The organism is Olegusella massiliensis (assembly GCF_900078545.1).
GTDB classification, from domain to species: domain Bacteria; phylum Actinomycetota; class Coriobacteriia; order Coriobacteriales; family Atopobiaceae; genus Olegusella; species Olegusella massiliensis.
In genome coordinates, this window is record NZ_FLLS01000001.1 from 1 (window position 1) to 22849 (window position 22849).

A 22849-nucleotide genomic window follows, 5' to 3' on the forward strand; every position below is an offset into this window, starting at 1 on the left:
GAAAAGAACCCGTGCGAAATCAATCGAACGGGTCCTCAAAAGTTTCAATGGCTCCCCGGGCAGGATTCGAACCTGCGACACGCTGATTAACAGTCAGCTGCGCTACCACTGCGCCACCGGGGAATATCAGCAAGAAAGTATTATACACACATCCAACTATCGTGCAAGTGGAAAAACAAAATTAAAGTTGCACTTTGGGGATAGCTACCACGCGTGTAAAAATATGAGCTGATTCAAGGATTCTACCTGCAGCGATAGTCTCTCTAGAATCAGGATATGGATTATATGCATAGGCAACTTCCGCAACACCTACCTGTGCAAGCTCTTTACAACATTCATTGCAGGGGAAATGTGTGACATAAATTGTTGAACCCTTGAGCTCACGCATGGAACCGCGGAAATTTAATACGGCATTGCGTTCAGCGTGGACAACATAGGGATATTTAGTTTCAAGCCAGTCGCCCTCACGGCACCAAGGAAAGACTGAATCGTCAATCCCGCGAGGTGTGCCGTTATAGCCAATAGACAAAATGCGACGATCTTTACTTACAATACAGGCGCCGACCTGCGTATGAGGATCTTTTGATCTCAATGCCGAGAGCGCTGCAACACCCATAAAATACTCGTCCCACTCCAAGACGTTTTTTCCTTGATCCACGTTTACCTCTTTCAATAAGCCTTCTGCCAGCAGAAAAGCTTAAATGTCGCAAGTAAGTTAACATCTGAATTCTACAGGCATAATGGCGAAAGGGGTAGCACATGTTTTGCCCTCATTGTGGAAAGCAGGTTGGAGGCGATGAGCGGTTTTGTCCTCATTGTGGAAAGCCCTTAGCTTCCTCTTCGACCCAAAAAAAGCAGCAAAAAGTAAGTACTACAACCCTAAGGATTCTTGTTGCTGCTGCTGGTGTTGTAGTCGTTTTGCTTATTGTCACTGTGGCGATGAAATTTGGTTTGCCAAAAACGACCAATCCTGCAGCTACGTCTTCTACTGCTGCAGCGACTGTTACCGTGTCAGGGAAGAAAATCAGGGGTCTACAGCGACCCACACTTATTTCTTCTCTCGATAAGGAAGCTGCAGCAAAGGCAGCACCTGCACTTTCAAAGTATCGCAAAGAGGGAAGTTCAGATACTTCAGCAGGTGTTAAACCCGATATCAAGAGCTATAGTGTAGAAGATGGTCTTTCAAACGTTACAAATGTTAACGATATTTTTTTGCCTGAAGCTGTGAAACCCCTGCTGGCAAAAAATGGATTTGCGATTGCTGAAGATACGGCTGGGTATGAGTTTTTTGAAACCTACGAGTTAAACCGGTATGATTTGGTTCCCAACTTTGTTACAACCGATTCAATGATGCACAGTTATCATCTCTACTTCAGCTATCTGCTCAAAACCTGTGAGCGTGGTCAGCTTTCAACAAAACTGCGCGATATGAGTGAAGCTATGCTTCGTGAGAGTCAAGATCAGCTCAGCAAACTGACTGATGATGAGTGGCAAAATGCCGCTTGGCGCAATGTAGCGTTTTTCTCTGTTGCCTGCAAGCTGTGCGGCTCTGATACACCTATTCCTGAGGCAGTTGAATCCGCTGTTGATAGTGAAGTTGCGCAAATTATGGCGGCAAGCACTGTGGGCAGCTCGGCCGTTTTGTCTGAAGGTACAAAAAACGGAGTGAATTTAGATTACACCCAGTTCAAGCCTCGCGGTTATTACGAAGGTGACGCGACTCTCGAGGCATATTTCCGCACGATGATGTGGTATGGGCAGGTAAATTTCACTCAGAGCGAAGAGACGCTTGATCGCAGTGCTTTGCTTATGACGATGGCCCTTAATAGCGACGCAATGTCTGACTGGGAGGCAATCTATACCATTACGAGTTTTTTTGCAGGCGTCAGTGATGATAACAGTTATTACGAATACTGGCCTATTATCCAGGCAGTCTATGGCGATGATGTCAGCGTAGAGAGCCTTAACAATACCAAGGACAAGTGGAATACTTTCCATAAAACAACAGCTCACATGCAAGCTCCCAAAATCAATTCGGTGGTAGTAGCTGATAGAGGTGAAGAGGCAGATCACAGTTCAGAAAACCTTGGTTTTCGCTTTATGGGTCAGCGATTCTCACTGGATGAACGAATTTTTAGTCAGCTGATGTATAGCCGCGTGGGCGAAAACTCTGCGGGAGAAAAGCGCATGCTTCCCAACGCCCTTGATGTGCCTTCCGTCTTGGGATCTACGGAGGCTCAGGCGATTTTGCATGAAGCAGGCGCTGATGATTTTGCCAACTATAGCGACAATCGTGAGAGCCTGCGTAAGGAAATTGCCCAAAACGCCGATGAGCTTTGGACCGGTAGCCTTTACGCACAGTGGCTCTATACCCTCAATCCACTACTCGCAACGAAGGGCGAGGGGTATCCTGCTTTTATGCAGTCCAAAGAGTGGGAGCGCAAAAACTTGCAGACCTATTTAGCAAGTTATACCGAGCTCAAACATGATACGGTTTTGTATTCAAAGCAGGCTATGGCCGAGATGGGCGGCGGTCCTATTGAGGAGCTTGACGATCGCGGTTATGTGGAACCTGAACCTGAACTTTATGGTCGGCTTGCACGCTTAACCCAAGGAACAAAAGAAGGTCTTTCGCATTATGGCGTGTTGTCCAGCACAGATGCCGATGGACTCAAAATTTTAGCTGAGCTGGCGAGCCAGCTTGAGGCCATCTCCAAAAAAGAACTCGCCAATGAAAAGCTGAGTGATGAGGAATATGAGTTTATTCGTAGCTATGGTGGCCAGCTGGAACATATTTGGGATTTGACGGCAGATACCGACAATCAGTCCTGGACAAAGGCTCAAGAGCGTCCCGCTGCTATAGTTACCGATATAGCAACTGACCCAAATGGTTCTGTCTTGCAGGTAGGTACCGGCATACTTTCAACGATATATGTTGTGTTTCCTATTGATGGTGAGCTCCATATAGCCGTTGGTGCGGTCTCGAACTTCTATCAATTCACGCAACCTATAGATTCTCGTCTGACTGACTCTGAATGGCGTAGCATGCTCGGTATTAGTGCGTCTCCTGATGCAAATGCTACTCCTATGCCCGAAAAGCCAGCATGGACTAAGAGTTTTAGTTGCGAGATAGACTAGTGCACAGACAGCCATTGAGACAAGCAGAGCCTTCTTTTAGGAAGGCTCTGCTTCAAAAAAAGAATATGCGGTGGGCAGGTTTCTTTGGCATCTTGATAGCGTCTGCTGTAGTAGCGCTCATCTTTTTTCAGCTCTGGGTACAGGGACGCTTTCTACCTAGCTGGATAAGCTGGCAAGAGTGCGAGCAAGATCTTGATCTTGATAACAATGGAACAACAGAGACACTCGCACTCCATCAGCGTCAGCTAAAGATAAGCAACAATACAACCTTGCTTTTTCAAACAGATACCAGTTGGTTTGTTTCTGATGTGCTGGTAGGCGATATCAATCATGACAACAGTCAAGAAATTATTTGTCTGTTATGGAAGCGGGGAAGTTTTGGCAAATCCCGTCCCTTTTGGATCAAGCAAGACGATATAAATTTTTCCCAGCACATCTTTATTTGGACTATGCAAGAAGGGCATATCCAAGCTATTTGGCAGTCTTCTGCCATTGATTTTGAAATTGCCTCGATATCCCTAAATGATAAGCAGCAAGTTTGTTGCACCACACCTGATGGAAGAAAGTCCTGCTGGGCATGGCTTTCTTGGGGACTTGTGTGTATTGATATGGAAGATACCTAGTCTGTCTTACGAAAGATAAATAGTTTGTTTATTTGTGGCACACAGGTTTTGTAAGACCTGCTACACTGGAGCACGACCTTTAAGCGCGGTACGAGATGCCCGTAAGGTGCTGAATTTCATATCTGTGTCTACTAACGGGGTGTCTCGTGTCGCTAACGGCGACAGGGCATCTTTTTTCTTGTCGCGGCTGCGTCCAAGAGATGGGAAGGAGCGTAATGGCACAGTATGAGCCAAAGGCAACGATTATGGATGAGGCGGCGATGAGTCGCGCCATCACCCGTATCGCCCATGAGGTATTAGAACACAACGAAGGTAGTACGGATTTTGTTCTTGTAGGAATCATCCGTCGAGGTGAGGCCCTTGCTCGCAAGCTTGCCGATGAGATTGAAAAGGCAGCTGGTGTGCGTCCACAAATCGGCACGCTCGATATTAGCTTTTACCGTGATGACATTGGTAAGCGCGTAGCACCAGTACTTCAGGGTTCCAGTATTCCTTTTGGTATTGATGATGCTGAGGTTGTGCTTGTAGATGATGTCCTTTATACGGGCCGCACTATTCGTGCTGCTCTTGACGCTCTGATGGATTACGGCAGACCTCGTAGGGTTCAGCTGGCCGTTATGGTTGACCGTGGCCACCGTGAGTTGCCTATTCGTGCTGATTATGTTGGCAAAAACGTTCCTTCTTCCCGTGAGGAAGATGTGCGCGTCTATGTTGAGCCTGAGGATGATCACTCGGCAGTTGAGATTTGGGGTAATGCGACTCACAAAGCCGCAATTCAGACAGGAGGCCAACCCTCATGCTCTCAGTAAAGCATTTGATTGATACAAACGACCTGACGGCAGATGACATCACCCAGATTCTTGATACCGCCAAATCCTTTGACCCTATTGTGAATGCCCGTACTATCAAGAAGGTCCCCGCTTTACGTGGGCGCACGATTGTCAATCTCTTTCTTGAGCCTTCTACGCGTACGCGCAGTTCTTTTGAGCTAGCGGAAAAACGTCTGTCGGCCGACTCTCTCAATATGGGCGGTTCTACTAGCTCTGTTGTAAAGGGCGAGAGTCTCGCTGACACAATTCAGACCATTGATGCTATGAACGTTGATATGTTTGTCTGTCGTGCAAGGCTGGCAGGTACTCCCCAAAAAATTATTGAAAATACCGATGCAGTTGTTATTAACGCAGGCGATGGCAAACATCAGCATCCTACCCAGGCCATGCTTGATCTTTATACCATCCGCGAGGAGTTTGGACATCTTGATGGTCTTAAGGTTGCTATTGTTGGCGACCTCGCTCACAGTCGCGTGTGTGGTTCGTTGGCTCCTGCTCTTAAGACTATGGGTGCCGAAGTCACTCTTGTTGGGCCTCCAACCTTCCAGGTGGGTGATCCCAGCTGGTATGGCTGCAAGCAAACAGCAGATCTCGACTCGGTTATTCCTGAGATGGATGTTGTTTATATGCTGCGCGTGCAGCTGGAACGTATGGAGGGCGCTGCAATTCCTTCCAAGCGTGAGTATAACCGCCTATATGGTCTAGACGCTCGCCGTGCCGCCATGATGAAGCCTGGTGCCATCGTGTGTCATCCAGGCCCTATGAACCGTGGTATGGAAATCAATACTGAGGTTGCTGATAGTTTGCAGTCGAGGATTTTAAAGCAGGTCAACGCAGGCGTCCTAACCCGTATGGCTGAGATGTATCTGCTCTTAGGAGGAGAAAACTAATGGCGTATTTGATTCGTGGCGCACGCGTTGTCGACCCACAGCTTAATCTTGATGATGTGCGCGATGTGCTGATTGAGGGTAATAAAATCAAGGCAGTTGGCAACGATCTTGATGCTGCAAATGCTGAGGTAGTAGATGCAACAGGCAAGGTGCTCATTCCTGGTATGGTGGATATGCACGTACATTTCCGCGATCCGGGTTTTGAGTACAAAGAAACCATTGAGACAGGATCTCGTGCGGCCGCTCATGGTGGCTTTACCGATGTGGCCACTATGCCCAATACCAATCCCGTTGCTGATGAGGGAGCCGAGATTCGCTATCAGATTGACCGCGGTGAAGCAGCAGGTTATGTGCATATTCGTCCTATCGGCGCGCTTACCAAAGGTCAAAAGGGTGAGGCTTTGGCTGAGATAGGGGATATGGTACTCGAAGGTGCGTGCGCTTTTTCTGATGATGGGCACGGTGTGCAATCTGCTGGCATGATGAAGACTTGTATGGGCTATGTTTCTCAGTTCAACAAGGTAGCTATTGCTCACTGTGAGGATGAGAGCCTTTCAAAGAATGGTGTTATTAACGCTGGTCGTGCGGCAACTCGTCTTGGAATGTTTGGCTGGCCCGCATTGGCTGAAGAGCATGAAATTTGGCGCGATATTCAGTTAACCCGCTCTAGCAACTATGCCCTACATATCGCTCATATTTCAACGGCACGTGGCCTTGAAATGGTCAAAGCGGCAAAAGCCGAAGGATTACCTGTAACCTGTGAGGTGACCCCTCACCATCTTTTCCTTTGTGACGACGATATCACCACTACCTACAACACTAACCTCAAGATGAATCCTCCTCTGCGCTCTGCCAAGGATGCTGAGGCTCTGCGTCAGGGCATTATTGATGGTTCCATTGACTGTGTGGTGACCGATCATGCTCCTCATGCCGCCCACGAGAAGGACTGTGAGTGGGAGATTGCTTTCTTTGGCACTATCGGCCTTGAAACTTCTCTTCCTCTGATGCTCACCCATATGGTTGAACCTGGTCTTATGAGTTGGAGTCGTCTCGTCGAAGTAATGGCTGTATCCCCGCGTGAGATTTTGCGTCTTCCTGCTGTCAAGATTGAGGAAGGTTCGGTTGCCGACCTGACACTCATTGATCCTGAAGCTGAGGTTGAGGTAACTGAGGACTACTTTGAGTCTAAATCTAAAAACTCTGCCTTCTTAGGCAATAAGCTCAAAGGCGCTGCTTGTGATGTGTTCTGTGGCGGTAAACGTACACTTGCAAACGGTGTCGTGGCCTAAAGTTCACACAAAGGAGTGGGGTGAAAATGAGGACAGAGGGTATCAAGCAATATGACTTTAGCGTGGTGTCCAACGCTCAAGTTGCAAGAGACGTGTATCGCATGCAAATTTTGGCACCTGAGCTTGCCAACAAACTTGCGCCAGGTCAGTTCATCAACATTGCCGTCCCTGGTGATCCGTCTCATATTGTGCGCCTTCCTCTGTCCTTTGCTTCACTCGATTTGCAAGAGGGCAGCGTTGAACTCATCTATGCGGTAGTAGGTGAAGGTACGCATCGGCTTTCTCAGATGGGGATTGGTGCGAGTTCTACGTTGATCGGTCCGTGTGGCAAGGGCTGGAATCTCAGCAATAATCGTTCTGCTCTCTTGGTAGCTGGTGGTGTTGGTGCACCTCCCATTGTTGCTGCGGCGCGCGAATTAAAAGAACGGGGTGTGGAGCTTTGCGCTATTCTTGGTGCGCGCTCAAAAGATCGACTGTGGGGCGAGTCGGTGCTTAAGGATATGGGTGCTACCGTCATTGTCACTACAGACGATGGAAGTTATGGTAGGCAAGGCTTTACAACCGAGGTGGTAGCAGAGCTTTTACCAGGTGATTTCGGACAGATTCTCACCTGTGGTCCTAACCTTATGATGGCTGGTGTTGCAGCGCTTGCAAAAAAGGCAAAAATAGATTGCCAAGCTTCTCTAGAACGGATGATGACATGCGGTTTTGGAGCCTGTCATACCTGTAATGTTGCTATGCGAGCGGGTGGCTATAAATTCTGCTGTACTGACGGCCCTGTTTTTGATGCCAAGGAGGTGGCATGGTGAGTACACCTTTGATGGCGGTAAATCTTGGTGGTATTCATATGCAAAATCCTGTGAATACCGCTTCGGGTACCTATGGTTTTGGGCGGGAGTTTGAGAGCTTTTATGATGTTGCTCACCTTGGTGCCATTACGTGTAAGGGCTGTGCAGCAGAGCCTTGGGATGGTAACCCCGCACCTCGTATGTGTGAGGTTAGCTCAGGTATTATGAATACGGTTGGACTACAAAATGTGGGTATTCGCGCTATGGTGGAGTCTGAAGGTAAATATCTTCAGGGATTAACTCAGCGTGGTTGTGCCGTAATTTTGCAGGTCGCGGGCCATTCCATTGAGGAATATATTGCGGCAGTAGAGCTTTATGAGGAGCTTGCACCTTGGGCTTCTGGACTTGAGCTTAATATTTCGTGCCCTAATATCGCCGCCGGTGGTGCGGCAATGGGAGCTACCCCTGAGACGGCAGCAAAGCTTATGCAGGCAGTACGTCCTCGTACTAAACGCCCGCTTATGGTCAAAATGGCACCAAGTCGGGTGCCAGAAATTGCGCGTGCTCTTGAAGCTGCGGGTGCAGATGCGCTAAGCCTTATTAACACGATTCCCGCTATGTCCATTGATACGCGCACACGTCGCTCTCGCCTCTCTCGACCCACTGCAGGCTTAAGTGGTCCTGCTATTCATGCTATTGCCGTGCGTATGGTTTGGGAGGCTCACAGGGCATCAAGCCTTCCTCTTTGTGGCATTGGTGGCATTACTAATGGTGCAGATGCTGCAGAGTTTATCTTGGCGGGAGCTACTGCAATTTCGGTTGGTACAGCAAATCTGACTGATCCCATGACAGCAGTTCGCGTAGTAGACGAGCTATATGACTGGGCAAAAAATCAGGGCGCGTCGGATATTAATGAATTGATAGGAGCTTTTGAATGCTAAGCCTTCCTTTGTCCGTTGAACAAGCTCGTGATGCAATAATCATTGCGCTTGACTGCAGTCACGAAGAAGCACTTGAATTGGCCGTACAGCTTGAGGGCCGTGCTCGCTGGGTCAAAGTGGGTATGACTCTCTATTATGCCTGCGGACCAGTTATTGTCCAGGAGATGCATGAGCGTGGACTCAAAGTCTTTCTTGATCTCAAACTGCATGATATTCCCTTCCAAATCAGAGGAGCAGCTCGTGCTGCATCATTGGTAGGAGCAGATATACTTTCTATTCATGGTCTTGGTGGTGCTGAGATGGTAGGTGAAGCACGCGCGGGTACTGAAGAGGCAGCCGAGATGCGTGGTGAGCGCACTAAACTGGTGGCAATTTCAGTACTGACTAGCATGAATCAAGAAGCTTTAGCATCTATTGGTGTGCAGTCTACGGTTAAAGAAGAGGTTTCTCGTCTTGCAACTTTAGCTGTAGGGGCAGGTTCTGATGGCATCGTTTGCTCTCCTCAGGAGGCAGCCGAAATGCGTGAACTATTGGGTCCTGATGCGCTTATTGTGACACCTGGGGTACGTCCTCTAGGTGCTGATAGGGGAGATCAAAAGCGTGTCGCTACTCCTGCTGACGCACTTACGGCAGGTGCCTCAAAGTTAGTTGTTGGAAGACCAATTACGAAGGCAGAAGATCCCGTTTTGGCCTTTGATGCCATTGTTGCTGAGCTGACTGCTCACTAAGCGTTGCTCTAGAGCTTTTTGTCAAAAAGGAGGAACTCCCATGAATTCCCTTACGCGTGCTGCATCTGCCGCTGAGATTGCTCATGCCTTGCTTTCTATTCGCGCGGTTTTTTTGAAGCCAGATGACCCTTTTACGTGGGCAAGTGGTATCAAAAGCCCAATTTATTGTGATAACCGTCTTACTCTTTCATATCCGGAAGTACGTACCCTCATCGATGAGTCTATCGCCGCTCGTATTGCCGAGCTTTATCCCGAAGTAGAAATGCTCATGGGAACTTCTACTGCAGGAATTGCTCATGCTGCTATTGCGGCTGATCGTTTGGGTAAGCCTATGGGTTATGTGCGCGGTTCTGCAAAAGATCATGGTCGCAAAAATCAAATTGAAGGCCACTTAGAGTTTGGTGAGAAGGTTGTTGTAGTTGAGGACCTTATTTCAACGGGAGGCTCTGTACTCGACTGCGTTTTGCCTTTGCGCGAAGCAGGCGCTGAAGTTTTAGGTGTGGTGTCGATATTTACGTACGGCATGCAAAAAGGCCTGGATCGTTTATCGACAGAGCATGTTTGTAATACGAGCTTGTGTGATCTTGATACGCTTGCACAGGTGGCGGTCGCAGAGGGATATATCAAGCCGGAAGATGAGGCACGTTTGCTGGCATTTCGAGATAATCCTGCTGATGAGTCTTGGCGTGCTTAGTCGTGAAACCTGTTCTAGTCCTTCTTTTACGCCAAAATACGTGTATAAACGTACGTAATGTGACGAAGAAGGCTAAAAAAACGCGTTTTTGCAGCTCATACTTGCATTCAGACAAATTTGTGGCACACTAAATATCCGTGCAAGTTAGCTGCGTTAATGTGATGTGCGACTGGCGCGCTTTTTTTGAATTGCATTTAGGTACTTTGGATGTTTGGAGGACTTCATGGCACTACCTCAGCTGAGCGATGAGCAGCGTAAGGCAGCACTCGAAAAGGCGGCTGCAGCCCGTCATGCTCGTGCAGAGCTTCGCGATAAGATCAAAAACGGTCAAATTTCTCTGCAGGAGGTTCTCGATTCTGATGACCCCATTGCTGCACGCATGAAGGTTTCCGCTCTTATCGAGTCTTTGCCTGGTTATGGCAAGGCAAAGGCTACCAAGATTATGGATGAGCTGGGCATTTCTGCTACTCGCCGTGTCAAGGGCTTGGGTGCTCGTCAGCGCGAGCAGCTGCTTGAGGTGCTTTCCAAGTAGTGGAAGTTACACCCCGTCTCTTTGTAATTTCAGGTCCTGCTGGTGTAGGTAAGGGTACTTTAGTTGCGCGTATTCGCGAATTGCGTCCTGACCTAGAGTTGACAGTATCTGCTACAACGAGACAACCTCGACCAGGGGAAATTCCAGGAGTTTCGTATCACTTCCTCAGCGACGATGAGTTTTCTCATCGCGTTGAGGAAGGCTTGTTCCTTGAATGGGCACAAGTTCACGCTCATCGTTATGGCACGCTTATGAGCGAAGCTACCGAGCGTATGAATAGAGGTGCTTCAGTCATCCTTGAGATTGACTGTCAAGGCGGGTTTAATGTCAAAAAGGTGTGGCCTGATGCCGTACTTATCTTTATTGAACCGCCTTCCTTTGAGGAACTTGAGCATAGACTTCGTGGTCGAGGCACTGAGGACGAAGCGCAAATCACTCTTCGCCTTGCGGATGCAAAAGCTGAAATAGAGGCTGCCAAAAAGTATGATGTGCGTATAGTCAACGATGACGTTGAACGAGCTGCTCAAGAGCTACTTGACGTCTTTGCAAGGTATGAGAAAGACGGAGGTCTTACCAATGTCCGTGGTTAAGCCTGAGATTGACAACCTGCTCGACAAGTGTGAACGCAATCCTTTTTTGCTCTGTTCTATTGCTTCCAAACGCGCTTGTGATATTAACAATATGGTGCGTGGTCAGCATCTTCGCGTGACTGCAATCCAGGATTACGATGACATCACCACTGTCGTTTCTGGTGAGGATCCGGTTTCTATTGCTATGGGCGAGATTGAGGATGGTACGCTTTCTTTTGTTAAGGAAAGCTTTGATGAGCGTCTCGCTGGAGCAAATAAAGAGGCTATGCATCAAAGCATCTAGTTTCTGCTTATAGATGTGAGCTGTAGACCCCGACTGTTGTCTTGGCAGTTGGGGTCTGTATTTGTAAATTCGCAGTATGTGCGAAGGGAGTGTGGACATGTCTGAGCGAGTATGCCTCGTCCACTATCACGAGATTGGTCTTAAAGGAAAGAATCGTTCTACGTTTGAAAACCAACTTGTACGCAATATTAGTCATGCCGTCAAAACGCTTCCCGCACGTGAGGTTAGACGTATCGCAGGCCATCTCTTAGTCAATCTTAAAGATGAATCTGCTGACCAAGAGATTGCGGCTGTGCTGCGTCAAATTCCAGGTATTGCGCGCGTTTCTTTGGCATGGTGTTGTTCTCTTGACGAAGATGAATATTGCGAGGCTGCCATACGAGCTTTGTCTGAAGTAGGGGAGTTTGAGACATTCAAGGTGCATGCACATCGTTCTTCTACCAGCTATGAACGCCATTCAATCGAGATAAATCAGCTGGTGGGAAGCATTCTCTGCGAGCATTTCCCCGAGAAAAAAGTCAAAATGCATCATCCAGACGTACAAGTTAATGTCATCGTTAATCAAGCACGTGTTTTTGTGTATGCACTCTCCGAACGTGCGGTAGGTGGCTTGCCTGTGGGTACTGCGGGCAAAGTTATTACGCTGCTCTCATCTGGCTTTGATTCTCCTGTGGCTACATGGGCTGTTGGTCGCCGTGGTGCTATTTGCGTGCCGGTGCACTTCTCGGGTCGTCCTATGACCGCTGATACGAGTGAGTGGTTGACACAGGACATTTGCCGCGCTTTAGCTCCTTCGGGGGTGATTGGCCGTTTATATGTTGTGCCGTTTGGGGAAAAACAGCGTGAGATTTCGCTAGCTGTTCCTCAAAAGCTGCGCATTATTATGTACCGCCGTGTTATGTTTGCCGTGGCAGAGCGTATTGCGCGCCTTGAGGGTGCAAAGGCGCTTGTAACGGGTGAATCCTTAGGCCAGGTAGCTTCTCAGACGCTTGAGAATATCTCAGCGGTCAATGAAATTGCATCTATTCCTGTATTCCGTCCGTTGATTGGTTCTGATAAGCAGGAAATTATGGCACGTGCGCATCAGATTAATACCTTTGACATCAGCTGCGAAACAGTTCCTGACTGCTGCACGCTCTTTATGCCGCGCAAACCCGAGACCCATGCAAAACTTGATGAAGTACATGCTGCTTGGGATTCTTTTGACCACGAGCAGATGATTGAGGATTTGGTTTCTCATATTGAGTATGTGGACTTTGATCAGTGTCCTAGTTATCATGCGCCTCGCTGTCTGCGGCACAGGCATGAAGAACTTACTCCTGCTTGGGCAGATAAGGATGCTAGGGAATCAGAGAAGTCGAGTTTGGAGGTCTAACTTCCCTTTAGCTTGGCGCTCTGTTTGGCACACGAATTCTGCATAAGATGGATTTTGCGAACAGCCTTGTCAGAAGGACGAGGCTGTTTTTCTTATACGTAAGCTACGAATAGAAAAATTTCACTTACAGGTCGATGAGCTGCGGTTTTGCCGATATGTGCGTGCTAGAGTGCAGCTGTCAGTCAGTATGAGACAAGGCAAATCGATAAAGTTGGCATTATTGCTGTGACTCTCCTTCAGGCTTAAAAGGTGAAGGAGGAAGTCCAATGGCTCAAAGACGTCAGCACGCTTGTTTTACTATTTTCGGACAACGTATCGACCGTAAACCAGCAGTTCTATTCTGTGTGGGTATCGGTCTTATTATCCTGTTGAGTGTTGCCTACAACTGCATACGTTTCGTGCCAACAGCAGTTCAGCTTGATAAGAAACTTGAAGCACCCAAGCAGAGCTCTCGTGAAAATAAGTCTAAAAAGAACTCATCACAAAATACATCAGTTGAGTCAGCCCCTTTGAAACGCTTCTTGGTAGATGTGAGCGGAGCGGTTGCAAAGCCTGGGGTTTACAAATTGAGCGCAGATGATGCGCGTGTAATGGATGCCATTGAGGCTGCAGGAGGACTTTCTGATGATGCGGATAGAGTGCGTATTAATCTTGCCCAAAAGGTAGAGGATGGGGAAAAGGTTTATGTACCTCGTAAAGGGGAAGAGCTGGGGATGGACAGTCAGCTTGACTCAAAGCTGTCAACACGACCTTCTTCGGACGCTTCACAGCGGGGCTTGGTAAATATCAATACAGCCGATGAGACGACTCTGCAAAGCCTTCCTGGAGTTGGTGAGGCAACGGCAAAAGCCATTATCAAGGAGCGAGAGGCGAATGGCGCATTTGAGAGCCCTGAAGATCTTATGCGTGTCTCGGGTATAGGTGAAAAGAAATTCGCAAAGTTCAAGGATGATATTTGTGTTTGAGCCTAAGCTCGAGCTTCCACCACGTCCTTCAATTCCTTTTCTTAGTTGGACATTGGTAGGCGTGTTGCTTGTCTCTTTCTTGTTACTCTGTTATTTGCCTTTGAAGTTGGATGAGCTTCAGTGGAAAGTGTTGCTTGTGGCAACGGGCATCTACCTCCTGGGCAACTTGCTTGTTATGAGCAAGATGAAAGCTTCTGCTCACAAACAAGCGATTAAAGCTTTGCTTGTGGGTATTTGTATAGGACTTGTAGCAGTAGAACTTTTTGTTGCGAGGAGCTATAGAGCAGCGTCTGCTTTGGAAAATTCCAATCTTTCTGCGTGGCAGTTTCGTGTTATGGGGGACTGTAAACAAACCCAGTTTGGCTGGCGCTGCCGGGCTCAGGCCTATTCAAGTGAGGGACACAGTGTTGAGGTATGGCTCAGCTTGCATGAGTCCGTAAATTACGGCGAGCAACTTGTCGTAGTAGGGCGCTATAAGCCTTTGAATAATGATAGTTGGGGATATCGCTCAAGATTGCAGGGTATCTGGGGTGAAGTTACCGTTCGCTCAATACGCAAGTCAATACATCCTCAAGGCTTATGGGCCCTACCTATTATGTTTAGGCGTCGGGCGCTCTCAAATTTTTGTCCAGAAAAAGAGGCAAGTCGAGCAGTACTGGCTGGTGCTGTGTGCGGCTACCGATTTAGTTTAGATACACAAGGACTCAATGAGCTTTTTTCTGCTTGTGGTGTAGCGCATTTGATGGCAGTATCAGGTGGGCATATTGCCATCATTTCTCATCTACTTTTACAACTAGCCAGACTCTTACACCTTAGACCAGGTAGTCGAGCTGTTTTAAGTCTTTGTGTTTCTGCTCTATTTGTTTTGAGCTGTGGCGCTCCTCCTAGTGCAATACGCTCTTGGATAATGTCAGCTGTGGCTGCTCTTTCTTGGTGTGTTGGCCGACGTGAGCACACCCTTTCGGCTGTGAGTTTTGTTGCGCTTCTTATGGCAATTTGCAATCCTGGACTTGTGGGACAACTTGGGTTTCAGCTATCAGTGCTTGCAGTAGTAGGGCTTTGTTTGTTTTCTGCATATGTCAACTATGGACTGAAAACTCTTTTTGCTTTTCCAAAACAATGTCGCCTACCAAGGAGACTTAAGAGCACTCTTAATGAACTGCGTTCAAGCTGTGCTGCAAGTCTCGTGTGTCAAGTAGTTACCATACCGCTGACACTACCGCTCTTTTCTCTCATATCATTTGTCGCTCCTTTGGCAAACAGTATGGTTATGCTGCCCTTTACCGCTCTTGTCGTTTGTGGAGCTTTAGCTGCAAGTACGGTGGATATTCCCTTGGTGAACCATGTGCTTCTTGCCATCTGTGATGTCTGTGCAAATTTAGTACTTACTCTTTTGCGTCTGTTTGCCTCATTTCCTCTCGCATGTATAACGGTAGATCTCGGCAATAAGGTGAACGAACTGCTCTTTTTGCTCATGATTTTCGCGCTGCTCGTTGCTCTTTATCATCTGTGGCCACCCATACAAAAGAAAACCTGTATTAAAGCGTTCTTGGTAGTCATACTTGCCCTTTTCAGTTTTTTTGTACGATGGCGTTATTTTGCTCCCGCACGCATGGTGGTACTTGATGTCGGCCAAGGTGATGCCATCTTGGTGCAAGAGGGAGCACAAGCGGTGCTGATTGATACAGGACCTCCCGATAGGCTTAGCGTTGCCCTTGCACGTCAAAACGTATTCCATTTGGATGCGCTTGTTTTGACACATCAGCACGCAGATCATGTAGGTGGTGTAGCTGACCTTGCGTACAAAATGCCTTGTGAACAGATATTTTTTGCCGAAGGCGTTACATCCGAACTTTCACCTGAACTTGAGTCTGCCTGTAAGGCATTGGTGGGAACCCAGCTCGAAGAGCTGTCCTATGGGGATACCTTGCATGTGGGGCAATTTGTCTTAAGGATGATTTGGCCTCGCATGCCTGTAAGTGGCCTTGAAAATAAGGATTCAATACAGTTTGATGTGCTTTATCAAGACGACAAGCAAAGATTTCGAGCTCTGCTTACCGGAGATGCAGAAAAAAAGGAACTAGCAGAACTAATTGCAGCGGGCGATATCGGCGATATTGATGTTTTGAAGCTAGGACATCATGGTTCAAAAATTTCTTTGACGGCAAAGCAGGCGCAAGAACTTTTGCCTGAGCTTTGTCTTGCCAGCGCGGGTGAAAAAAATAAGTATGGGCATCCATCAGGTGAATGTATTGAGATAGTAAAAAACATAGGATCATGTTTTCTCTGTACGATTGATTGTGGTGATATCTGCGTATGTCCTGCTGAAGGGGGACCTACCATCGTATGTCAAAAGAGTTTTGTAGACTAAAGCTATTATTGAAGGCATACAACATGCGAGGGGGAGTTGATGCTAGAGACAAAAAAGAGCGCAATGCTTGTGGCTTATGCGGCAATTGGTAGTGATGAGCGCAAAAAAAAGTCTGTTGTGAATAGACTCAAAAGGCATTTAGATGCAGGTATGGAAGCCTTCAATTTAGATGAGATAACTGCTACAGCTGAACTTGATGCAGCGACACTATTAGGCTCGCTTAACACTCTTCCTTTTGGGGCAGAGAAGCGCTTTGTCATCGTAAACGCTGCCGATCGTCTGGATATGACGGTCAAAGATATGTTGGTGGATTACCTTTCAAATCCCAACAGCGCCTGTACACTTTGCTTACTTTTTGACTCGTTGCCTAAGAAAACCCCTCTATACATGGCCATAGCTTCTGTGGGCCCTCAAGCAATCATTGACTGTGCACCAAAAAAGAACCGTTCGCTTGTTGCGGAAGTAAAGATGTTTGCACAGGCACGAGGAATGTATATGGATGATTCCGCAATCTATGAGCTCATTAAGCGCTCAGGAGAGTCTGGAAAACTGCTCGAAAAACAAGTTATTCAGCTTTGTACTCTTTGTCGTGCACAAGGACATATTAGTTACAACGATGTCGTCAACAATATTTCGCAAACAGCAGAAATAAAACCGTGGGATTTTCTTGATCCTATCTGCCAGCGCAATGCGGTCGCAGCGCTCACCCAATATCACTTGATGGTAAACCCTTCGCAAATCTCTCTTCTCGTCATGTTAGTTGGTCGTTTGCGTGAGTTGATATGTACTCAGAGTTTGATGGCGCGAGGGCAGGAATATGTTCTAGCCTCTACGCTTCGCAAGCGCGATTTTCAGATAGACAAGTATAAGCGGTGGGTAAGAAATTTTGCTCCAGGGGAGCTCAGTCGATTTTTGCAAGCCTGTGCCGACTGCGACCGAGATCTCAAATCAGGTGCCAATCCTGACATAAGATTTACCCAGCTTATCTTGCAAATCTGTGGTGCTGTTCAGCAATAAAATGTACGGACTGAAGGGAGAATAGGCTATCTGCCTCTTTATGGACTTCTTGTATGAAGCAGTCTTCATACCGAAAGGTGCGGAGCCGCCGACACGAGATATCATCGAAAAGCCGGAACTGCGAGTGTATACGGATGATTTCGCTACACGCAAGGGTGATAACTGCCTGGTGGCTGATTTCGGCGGCAAGGTGGTCGGAGCGGTTTGGACAAGGATAATGGACGATTATGGCCATGTGGATGACGAGACGTCGTCCTTTGCCATTTCGCTTTACAAAGAGTATCGCGGTCAGGGGATCGGCTCACAGCTTATGGTGAAGATGCTCAAACTGCTGAAATGGCAGGGATATGAACAAGCGTCCCTGGCGGTGCAGAAAGAAAACTACGCCGTGAAGATGTATAAGAATGTCGGCTTCAAGACGGTCGATGAAAATGCCGAAGAATACATTATGGTGTGCGAATTATAAGGAGATGTGTTTATGGACTGGGAATTAAGTAGCAGACATCTGTTATGCGGGTTTGCTCCTATTATCGTATTATTGGCGGTGTACTTTATTTTTTTACATTTGAAAGAGAGAAGACGGACGTTTGGTCATATTGCCATTTCTTGTGTGTTTTGCTTCTATTTGACAGGAATATTGACGATGACGGGGATTTGGTATACGTCAGCTTTTGATCCGAGAATCGTATATATTCCTTTTGTGGATATGATCAGAGGCCCAGTTGATACTATACTCAATGTCGTTCTTTTTATTCCCTTGGGGATATTTCTTCCATTGCTTTATAAAAAGTTCGATAAAATGGGAAAAATAGCTTTAGCTGGTTTTTTGATTTCGGCATCCGTTGAAGTTGTTCAGATGTTTGGATGTGGAGCGACAGACATCAATGATTTGATAACCAATACAGTGGGTGCTTGTTTGGGCTTCTGCATATATAAAATGCTATGTAGGATTATCCCGGAATCATATTTAGAAAAGATTCAAGTAGATGGTTCACAATGCATATATGAATTGGTGATTTTTTGGTTATGTACACTTTTGATGATGATAACTATACAGCCACAAATATATCATGCATTATTTACTGCCGGCGGCGAAATACAAACATGGAATTAATCAATAACGAGGAGAAAAAAGATCTGGTGGCCACGAACTGTGACTACCAGTTTCACGAGGAGATCGATATGTACGCACAGGCAGCGATACAACCGAATCCCTTACTCCGTAACGGTGCATACGGCATCGTTATGAGGGGTGTGCAAAAATGCACACGGGGGTGTTCATCGTTAAGGAGTAGAAAAATGCTGCCGTTATGTTGTATCAAATTAAACACGGCAACAGAGAACAAAACACCATATTTGATACATTTTAACGGCATCGCCGCTTAGGGTACGAACCTAATACTAAGGGGTACGAAAATTTAGTATGTGGTACGAAAATCAATAAGCTCACAGCGATGTTCATCCTAAAATTAAACTAAGAAGCATTACGCGTTACAAGAATCTTGTTCTATCTGGCAGGGTTCTTTTTTATGCAACATTAGGCGAATTGCCATTACCGCATAAAATTCTTGACAAACAAGTTAGTCTATGGCAACTTGCTATTTACCGAGAATAATCTCTGTAAGGAGAGGGAAATGATGGTAAGAGAACGATTAGATCCGGAAATGCGTAAGGAAGACATTCAAAAGGCTGCTATGGCACTCTTTTCTTCTAAGGGCTTTAACAATACGACGATGGATGATGTTCGTGAAAAATCCGGTTTATCAGCCGGCGGATTATACTACTACTACAAAAATACGGCAGAAATCCTCTACGACATTATGGACAGAGGAAGCAGGATGCGAGAAGCGACGGTAACAAACACGGTTCAACATATGGGGAACAAGCTTTCACCACATATCTTGGCTGAAGTTGTCGTCGATAAAATGTTGGCGAATAATCCTTTTACGCCTATCTATGTCATGTTTCTTGGTGAGACTAAGAAAAATAAACAGCTTAACGCACTATATGAAAAACTCAAGAGGGATTCGATTACTTACTTTAAGCATTTTATGAATGGGTACGACTGCGGATTGCTTACTGATGATGACTATGAATTTGTAACAAATCTCATCAATGCAAGCTTGTTATCCTGTGAAATTTTAGATACGCGTGAAAATTTTCTAAAGAACAGACAGCACTTGGTATCCATGATTGAAGGTTATTTTACTCGTTCGACTTCTCAGTAAGCGGAAGTTTCCGGACTCTAAAATCTTCCATCAATTTCCGCATTTCATTCATTTACTAAGGAGGTTTTTTGATATGAACTTATTGAAAAAGTACATCGCCAAAAATAAGACCGGCTACTTTTTCTCGGTTCTTTTTGCCGTTTTGGGTGTACTGGCAGGACTTTTTACCTATGTGCTCTTGAGCAAAATGATCATTGCCCTCATTGCAGGGAATACAGATTTTGCTTTTTATACTAAAGGAGTCCTCAGTATTCTCGCGCTGCTGTGCGCAAAAGAAGTTTTTATGGGTATTTCCACCACGATTTCTCATACGGCGACCTATGGTGCTTTGTGTGAAATCAGGCGAGATATCATGGACAAACTTTTCAAAATGCCGTTAGGAAACATTTTGAATTTAAGCACAGGAAAGCTAAAAGATGTCATCGTGAATCAAGTTGACAGCATGGAGACAACCCTGGCTCACCTGATTCCTGAAATGACCGCTAATATTGTTGGCCCGGTTTTACTTCTTGTTTACATGTTTGTACTCGATTGGCGCGTTTCGCTCTTGGCACTGGTTCCTCTTGTGATCGGCATGTTTTTTATGGCCGGCCCGATGAAGCGCATGCCTAAAATGTTTCCCAAAGCAGTCAAAATTGGTCAAGACATGAACAACTCGATTGTGGAATATATCAACGGCATCGAGGTCATTAAGTCTTTTAATCAAGGCGATACATCCTATAAAAAATATAGCGATAATGTTTATGCCAAAGCAGATTATTACTGCAAGTGGATGGGCTTGAACAACAACGATTATGCGGTGAGCATGTCGCTTGCACCGATGGGTATTTTAACCATCATTCCGTTTGGCCTTTTCTTCTGTATGCAAGGTAGCCTAAGCGGCGCTCATCTTTTGATGTTGATTATTTTATCGTTTGGCACAATCTCAAATATCATGCAGGTGATGTCTTATGAGGACGATATGGGTCGCATCAAAACCATTGCCGGTGAGATTGAAAAAGTTCTCAACTCAAAAGAGTTATCCCACGCAACCGGTACACAAAACATTGCACGCTATGACATCACTTTCGATCACGTGAATTTCTCTTACGATGATAACAAACAGGTTATCAAGGATGTCAATCTGCACATCAATGAAGGTAGTGTCAATGCACTCGTCGGGTATTCTGGCTCAGGGAAATCGACCGTTGCAAAGCTCCTCGCCGGATTTTGGGATACCGATAGTGGCACCATAACAATTGGTGGCATAGCTCTCAAGGATATGCCTTTAGAACAGCTTTCGGATGCTATTTCTTATGTATCTCAAGACAATTATTTGTTTGATATTTCCATCAAAGATAATATTCGCATCGGCAAAAAAGATGCAACGGATGAGGAAATTATAGAAATCGCTAAAAAATCGGGCTGCCACGATTTCATTATGAAGCTCTCACAAGGCTATGAAACGGTTGCCGGAGAAGGTGGCGGGCATCTCTCCGGCGGTGAGCGCCAACGCATCTCTATTGCACGCGCCATGCTCAAAGATGCACCGATTGTCATTTTGGATGAAGCCACTTCCTATATCGATCCAGAAAATGAAGCTATTTTGCAAGATGCCATCGCCACATTGGTAAAAGGCAAAACGCTCATTATTATCGCCCATCGACTGAAAACCATTGCAGATGTGGATCAAATATTTGTAATCCATGATGGATATGTTGAAAATCACGGAACACACGATGAACTATTAAAAGATTCTCCGGTTTACCAAGAATTGTGGAGTGCGGCCATGCGAGGTGAAGAAAATGATTAATACATTTAAGAAGTTATGGAAATTTGCAGAGCGTGAGCAAGGAATGATTCGCTCCTCGGTGATCTGGAGTTTTTTGGGCGCGATTTTTAACGTTTTTCAATTTATGGCCATCTATTTGGTCATTGCGGCGATTATAAAGCAGGAAATTACGTGGCAGACGATTGGTATGTGCAGCGCATTCTTATTGCTTTCCTTACTGGGCATCATTATTTCTAAGAAAAATTCCATGCTTAAGCAAACGCATGCCGGCTATTTTACAGCCGCAAATAAACGTATCGCTATGGGAGAAAAAATCAAAAAAGTGCCAATGGGCTTTTTCAATGATTTTAGCTTAGGAAATTTAACGGCCATTGCGACGACAAAGTTGGACAGTCTCGAAACTTGGGTGCCCACACTTTTTATTATGGTATTCGGCGGTCTGCTTGTAACCGTGGTATTTATCCTGTCCCTTTTTATGCTGCATTGGAAAATTGCACTCATTGCTATCGCTGGGTCTTTGATTTTCTTGGCAGCGGCCGCTTTAATGCAGCAAAGATCTAAAAAGAGTTCGGATCGAGTTTCTGTTGTACAAAACGATCTCACGAAAGAAGTGCTGGCAACCTTGCAAGGTATGCAGATCATCAAGTCCTATAACTTGGGCGGACAAAATAACAACAAGCTGGATCAAAGTTTTGAAGAAACAAAAAAATCGACGTTGAGCCTTGAAAAGGCCGTTACGCCTTACACGGTACTGCTGAAAATCATCATTGCGATCACGATTTCGGTTATGATTGCCACAGCACTTTCATGCTACTTTTCGGGAGAGCTTTCTTTGGACTATACCATCATGACGCTGGTTGCCAGTTTTGTTATTTTTAACAGTTTATTGGCTTCTGGTAGTGCTATGGCCATGCTTAGAACCATTGACAACGCGATGGATTCTTATGATTACGTCAATCAAATGCAAGATATGCCGGAAGGTCATATCAATGATGTACTTCAGCAACACGATATTGAATTTAAAAATGTTTCCTTTGCCTATGGCGAAAAGCCAATCTTAAATAATGTGTCTTGCTATATCCCCGAAAAATCAATGACGGCTATCGTAGGGCCGTCTGGTTCAGGAAAAACAACTTTTTGCAATTTGATCTCTCGCTTTTGGGATGTCAATTCAGGAGAGATTCGCCTTGGAGGAAAGAACATAAAAGATTACTCCCTTGAAAATCTCATGAATCATATTTCGATGGTCTTCCAAGATGTCTATCTTTTTGCCGATACGATTGAAAACAACATTAAATTCGGATGCCCAAATGCCAGCCGCGATGATGTGATTGCGGCGGCAAAAAAGGCCCAGTGCCATGACTTTATTTCCGCCTTGCCCGATGGCTATCAGAGCATGATCGGAGAAGGTGGAACAAGTCTTTCCGGCGGTGAAAAACAGCGCATCTCCATTGCCAGAGCAATGCTGAAAGATGCACCGATTATCATCTTTGATGAAGCTACTGCAAATGTTGATCCGGAAAACGAAGACAAGCTGAAAGCAGCCATTGAAGCCCTTACTCAAAACAAAACCGTCATCATGATCGCGCACCGCTTGAAGACGATCCGTAATGCAAACCGGATTTTGGTACTGAACAAAGCAGGGATTGAGCAGTGCGGCACACATGATGAATTGATGCTGCAAGGAGGTCTTTATCGAGATCTTATCGAATCGAGAAGCAAGGCGGAAAGCTGGAGATTCGCAAATTAAAGTTTGGAACTAACAACAACATCTTCGACATAAAAATGATTGTGCC

Annotated in this window: 22 protein-coding genes and 1 tRNA gene; 21 read left to right on the plus strand and 2 right to left on the minus strand. The window is 46.1% G+C overall.

Annotated elements, in window-relative coordinates:
* Window positions 1–48: 48 nt before the first annotated feature.
* Together BN4314_RS00005 and BN4314_RS00010 are read right to left on the minus strand one after the other, a co-directional pair.
* A tRNA-Asn gene (locus BN4314_RS00005) sits at window positions 49–123 on the minus strand.
* A 58-nt stretch (window positions 124–181) separates the two neighbouring features.
* Window positions 182–658: a deoxycytidylate deaminase gene (locus tag BN4314_RS00010; RefSeq protein WP_021734988.1), complete on the minus strand. Its 477-nt coding sequence runs from the start codon at window positions 656–658 to the stop codon at window positions 182–184.
* A 101-nt stretch (window positions 659–759) separates the two neighbouring features.
* Between BN4314_RS00010 and BN4314_RS00015 the strand changes: the two genes are divergently transcribed.
* From BN4314_RS00015 to BN4314_RS00120, 21 genes are all read left to right on the plus strand, one after another.
* Window positions 760–3138, plus strand: coding sequence for a DUF3160 domain-containing protein (locus BN4314_RS00015; protein ID WP_068539088.1), 2379 nt, complete (start codon window positions 760–762; stop codon window positions 3136–3138).
* Window positions 3139–3203: 65 nt separating this feature from the next.
* The gene (locus BN4314_RS00020; RefSeq protein ID WP_068539089.1) at window positions 3204–3761 is read left to right on the plus strand and encodes a hypothetical protein; all 558 of its coding nucleotides are present in this window, start codon (window positions 3204–3206) and stop codon (window positions 3759–3761) included.
* A gap of 215 nt (window positions 3762–3976) precedes the next feature.
* The gene (pyrR, locus tag BN4314_RS00025; protein WP_021734806.1) at window positions 3977–4570 is read left to right on the plus strand and encodes a bifunctional pyr operon transcriptional regulator/uracil phosphoribosyltransferase PyrR; all 594 of its coding nucleotides are present in this window, start codon (window positions 3977–3979) and stop codon (window positions 4568–4570) included.
* Entirely contained in the window at window positions 4558–5481 is a 924-nt protein-coding gene (locus tag BN4314_RS00030; protein ID WP_021735061.1) for an aspartate carbamoyltransferase catalytic subunit, read from the plus strand. Before pyrR ends, BN4314_RS00030 begins: the two co-directional genes overlap by 13 nt.
* Window positions 5481–6770: a dihydroorotase gene (locus tag BN4314_RS00035; protein ID WP_068539091.1), complete on the plus strand. Its 1290-nt coding sequence runs from the start codon at window positions 5481–5483 to the stop codon at window positions 6768–6770. The genes BN4314_RS00030 and BN4314_RS00035 overlap by 1 nt, the downstream gene beginning before the upstream one ends.
* Before the next feature lie 26 nt (window positions 6771–6796).
* Entirely contained in the window at window positions 6797–7579 is a 783-nt protein-coding gene (locus BN4314_RS00040) for a dihydroorotate dehydrogenase electron transfer subunit (RefSeq protein WP_068539093.1), read from the plus strand.
* Window positions 7573–8499: a dihydroorotate dehydrogenase gene (locus BN4314_RS00045; RefSeq protein ID WP_068539095.1), complete on the plus strand. Its 927-nt coding sequence runs from the start codon at window positions 7573–7575 to the stop codon at window positions 8497–8499. The genes BN4314_RS00040 and BN4314_RS00045 overlap by 7 nt, the downstream gene beginning before the upstream one ends.
* Window positions 8493–9227, plus strand: a complete 735-nt coding sequence (pyrF, locus tag BN4314_RS00050) for an orotidine-5'-phosphate decarboxylase (RefSeq protein ID WP_068539097.1) — start codon at window positions 8493–8495, stop codon at window positions 9225–9227. Before BN4314_RS00045 ends, pyrF begins: the two co-directional genes overlap by 7 nt.
* Before the next feature lie 40 nt (window positions 9228–9267).
* Window positions 9268–9921, plus strand: a complete 654-nt coding sequence (pyrE, locus tag BN4314_RS00055) for an orotate phosphoribosyltransferase (RefSeq protein ID WP_021735100.1) — start codon at window positions 9268–9270, stop codon at window positions 9919–9921.
* A gap of 223 nt (window positions 9922–10144) precedes the next feature.
* Window positions 10145–10453, plus strand: coding sequence for an integration host factor, actinobacterial type (mihF, locus tag BN4314_RS00060; protein ID WP_021734838.1), 309 nt, complete (start codon window positions 10145–10147; stop codon window positions 10451–10453).
* Window positions 10453–11043: a guanylate kinase gene (gene gmk, locus BN4314_RS00065; RefSeq protein WP_021734812.1), complete on the plus strand. Its 591-nt coding sequence runs from the start codon at window positions 10453–10455 to the stop codon at window positions 11041–11043. The genes mihF and gmk overlap by 1 nt, the downstream gene beginning before the upstream one ends.
* The gene (locus BN4314_RS00070) at window positions 11030–11326 is read left to right on the plus strand and encodes a DNA-directed RNA polymerase subunit omega (protein ID WP_021735033.1); all 297 of its coding nucleotides are present in this window, start codon (window positions 11030–11032) and stop codon (window positions 11324–11326) included. The genes gmk and BN4314_RS00070 overlap by 14 nt, the downstream gene beginning before the upstream one ends.
* A 97-nt stretch (window positions 11327–11423) precedes the next feature.
* Entirely contained in the window at window positions 11424–12701 is a 1278-nt protein-coding gene (gene thiI, locus BN4314_RS00075; RefSeq protein WP_068539099.1) for a tRNA uracil 4-sulfurtransferase ThiI, read from the plus strand.
* 266 nt (window positions 12702–12967) lie between these two features.
* Entirely contained in the window at window positions 12968–13666 is a 699-nt protein-coding gene (locus BN4314_RS00080; RefSeq protein ID WP_068539101.1) for a helix-hairpin-helix domain-containing protein, read from the plus strand.
* A complete protein-coding gene (locus tag BN4314_RS00085) occupies window positions 13659–16037 on the plus strand; it encodes a DNA internalization-related competence protein ComEC/Rec2 (protein WP_068539103.1) in 2379 nt (792 codons plus the stop codon). The genes BN4314_RS00080 and BN4314_RS00085 overlap by 8 nt, the downstream gene beginning before the upstream one ends.
* A gap of 39 nt (window positions 16038–16076) precedes the next feature.
* Complete coding sequence (gene holA, locus BN4314_RS00090) at window positions 16077–17054, plus strand: DNA polymerase III subunit delta (protein WP_068539105.1); 978 nt, start codon at window positions 16077–16079, stop codon at window positions 17052–17054.
* A gap of 40 nt (window positions 17055–17094) precedes the next feature.
* A complete protein-coding gene (locus BN4314_RS00095; protein WP_068539107.1) occupies window positions 17095–17520 on the plus strand; it encodes a GNAT family N-acetyltransferase in 426 nt (141 codons plus the stop codon).
* Window positions 17521–17532: 12 nt separating this feature from the next.
* Complete coding sequence (locus BN4314_RS00100; RefSeq protein WP_051333058.1) at window positions 17533–18168, plus strand: VanZ family protein; 636 nt, start codon at window positions 17533–17535, stop codon at window positions 18166–18168.
* Between the two features lie 520 nt (window positions 18169–18688).
* The gene (locus BN4314_RS00110; RefSeq protein WP_021736262.1) at window positions 18689–19282 is read left to right on the plus strand and encodes a TetR/AcrR family transcriptional regulator; all 594 of its coding nucleotides are present in this window, start codon (window positions 18689–18691) and stop codon (window positions 19280–19282) included.
* A 73-nt stretch (window positions 19283–19355) separates the two neighbouring features.
* The gene (locus BN4314_RS00115) at window positions 19356–21074 is read left to right on the plus strand and encodes an ABC transporter ATP-binding protein (protein WP_068539109.1); all 1719 of its coding nucleotides are present in this window, start codon (window positions 19356–19358) and stop codon (window positions 21072–21074) included.
* Complete coding sequence (locus tag BN4314_RS00120) at window positions 21067–22803, plus strand: ABC transporter ATP-binding protein (RefSeq protein ID WP_021736238.1); 1737 nt, start codon at window positions 21067–21069, stop codon at window positions 22801–22803. The genes BN4314_RS00115 and BN4314_RS00120 overlap by 8 nt, the downstream gene beginning before the upstream one ends.
* Window positions 22804–22849: the final 46 nt, after the last annotated feature.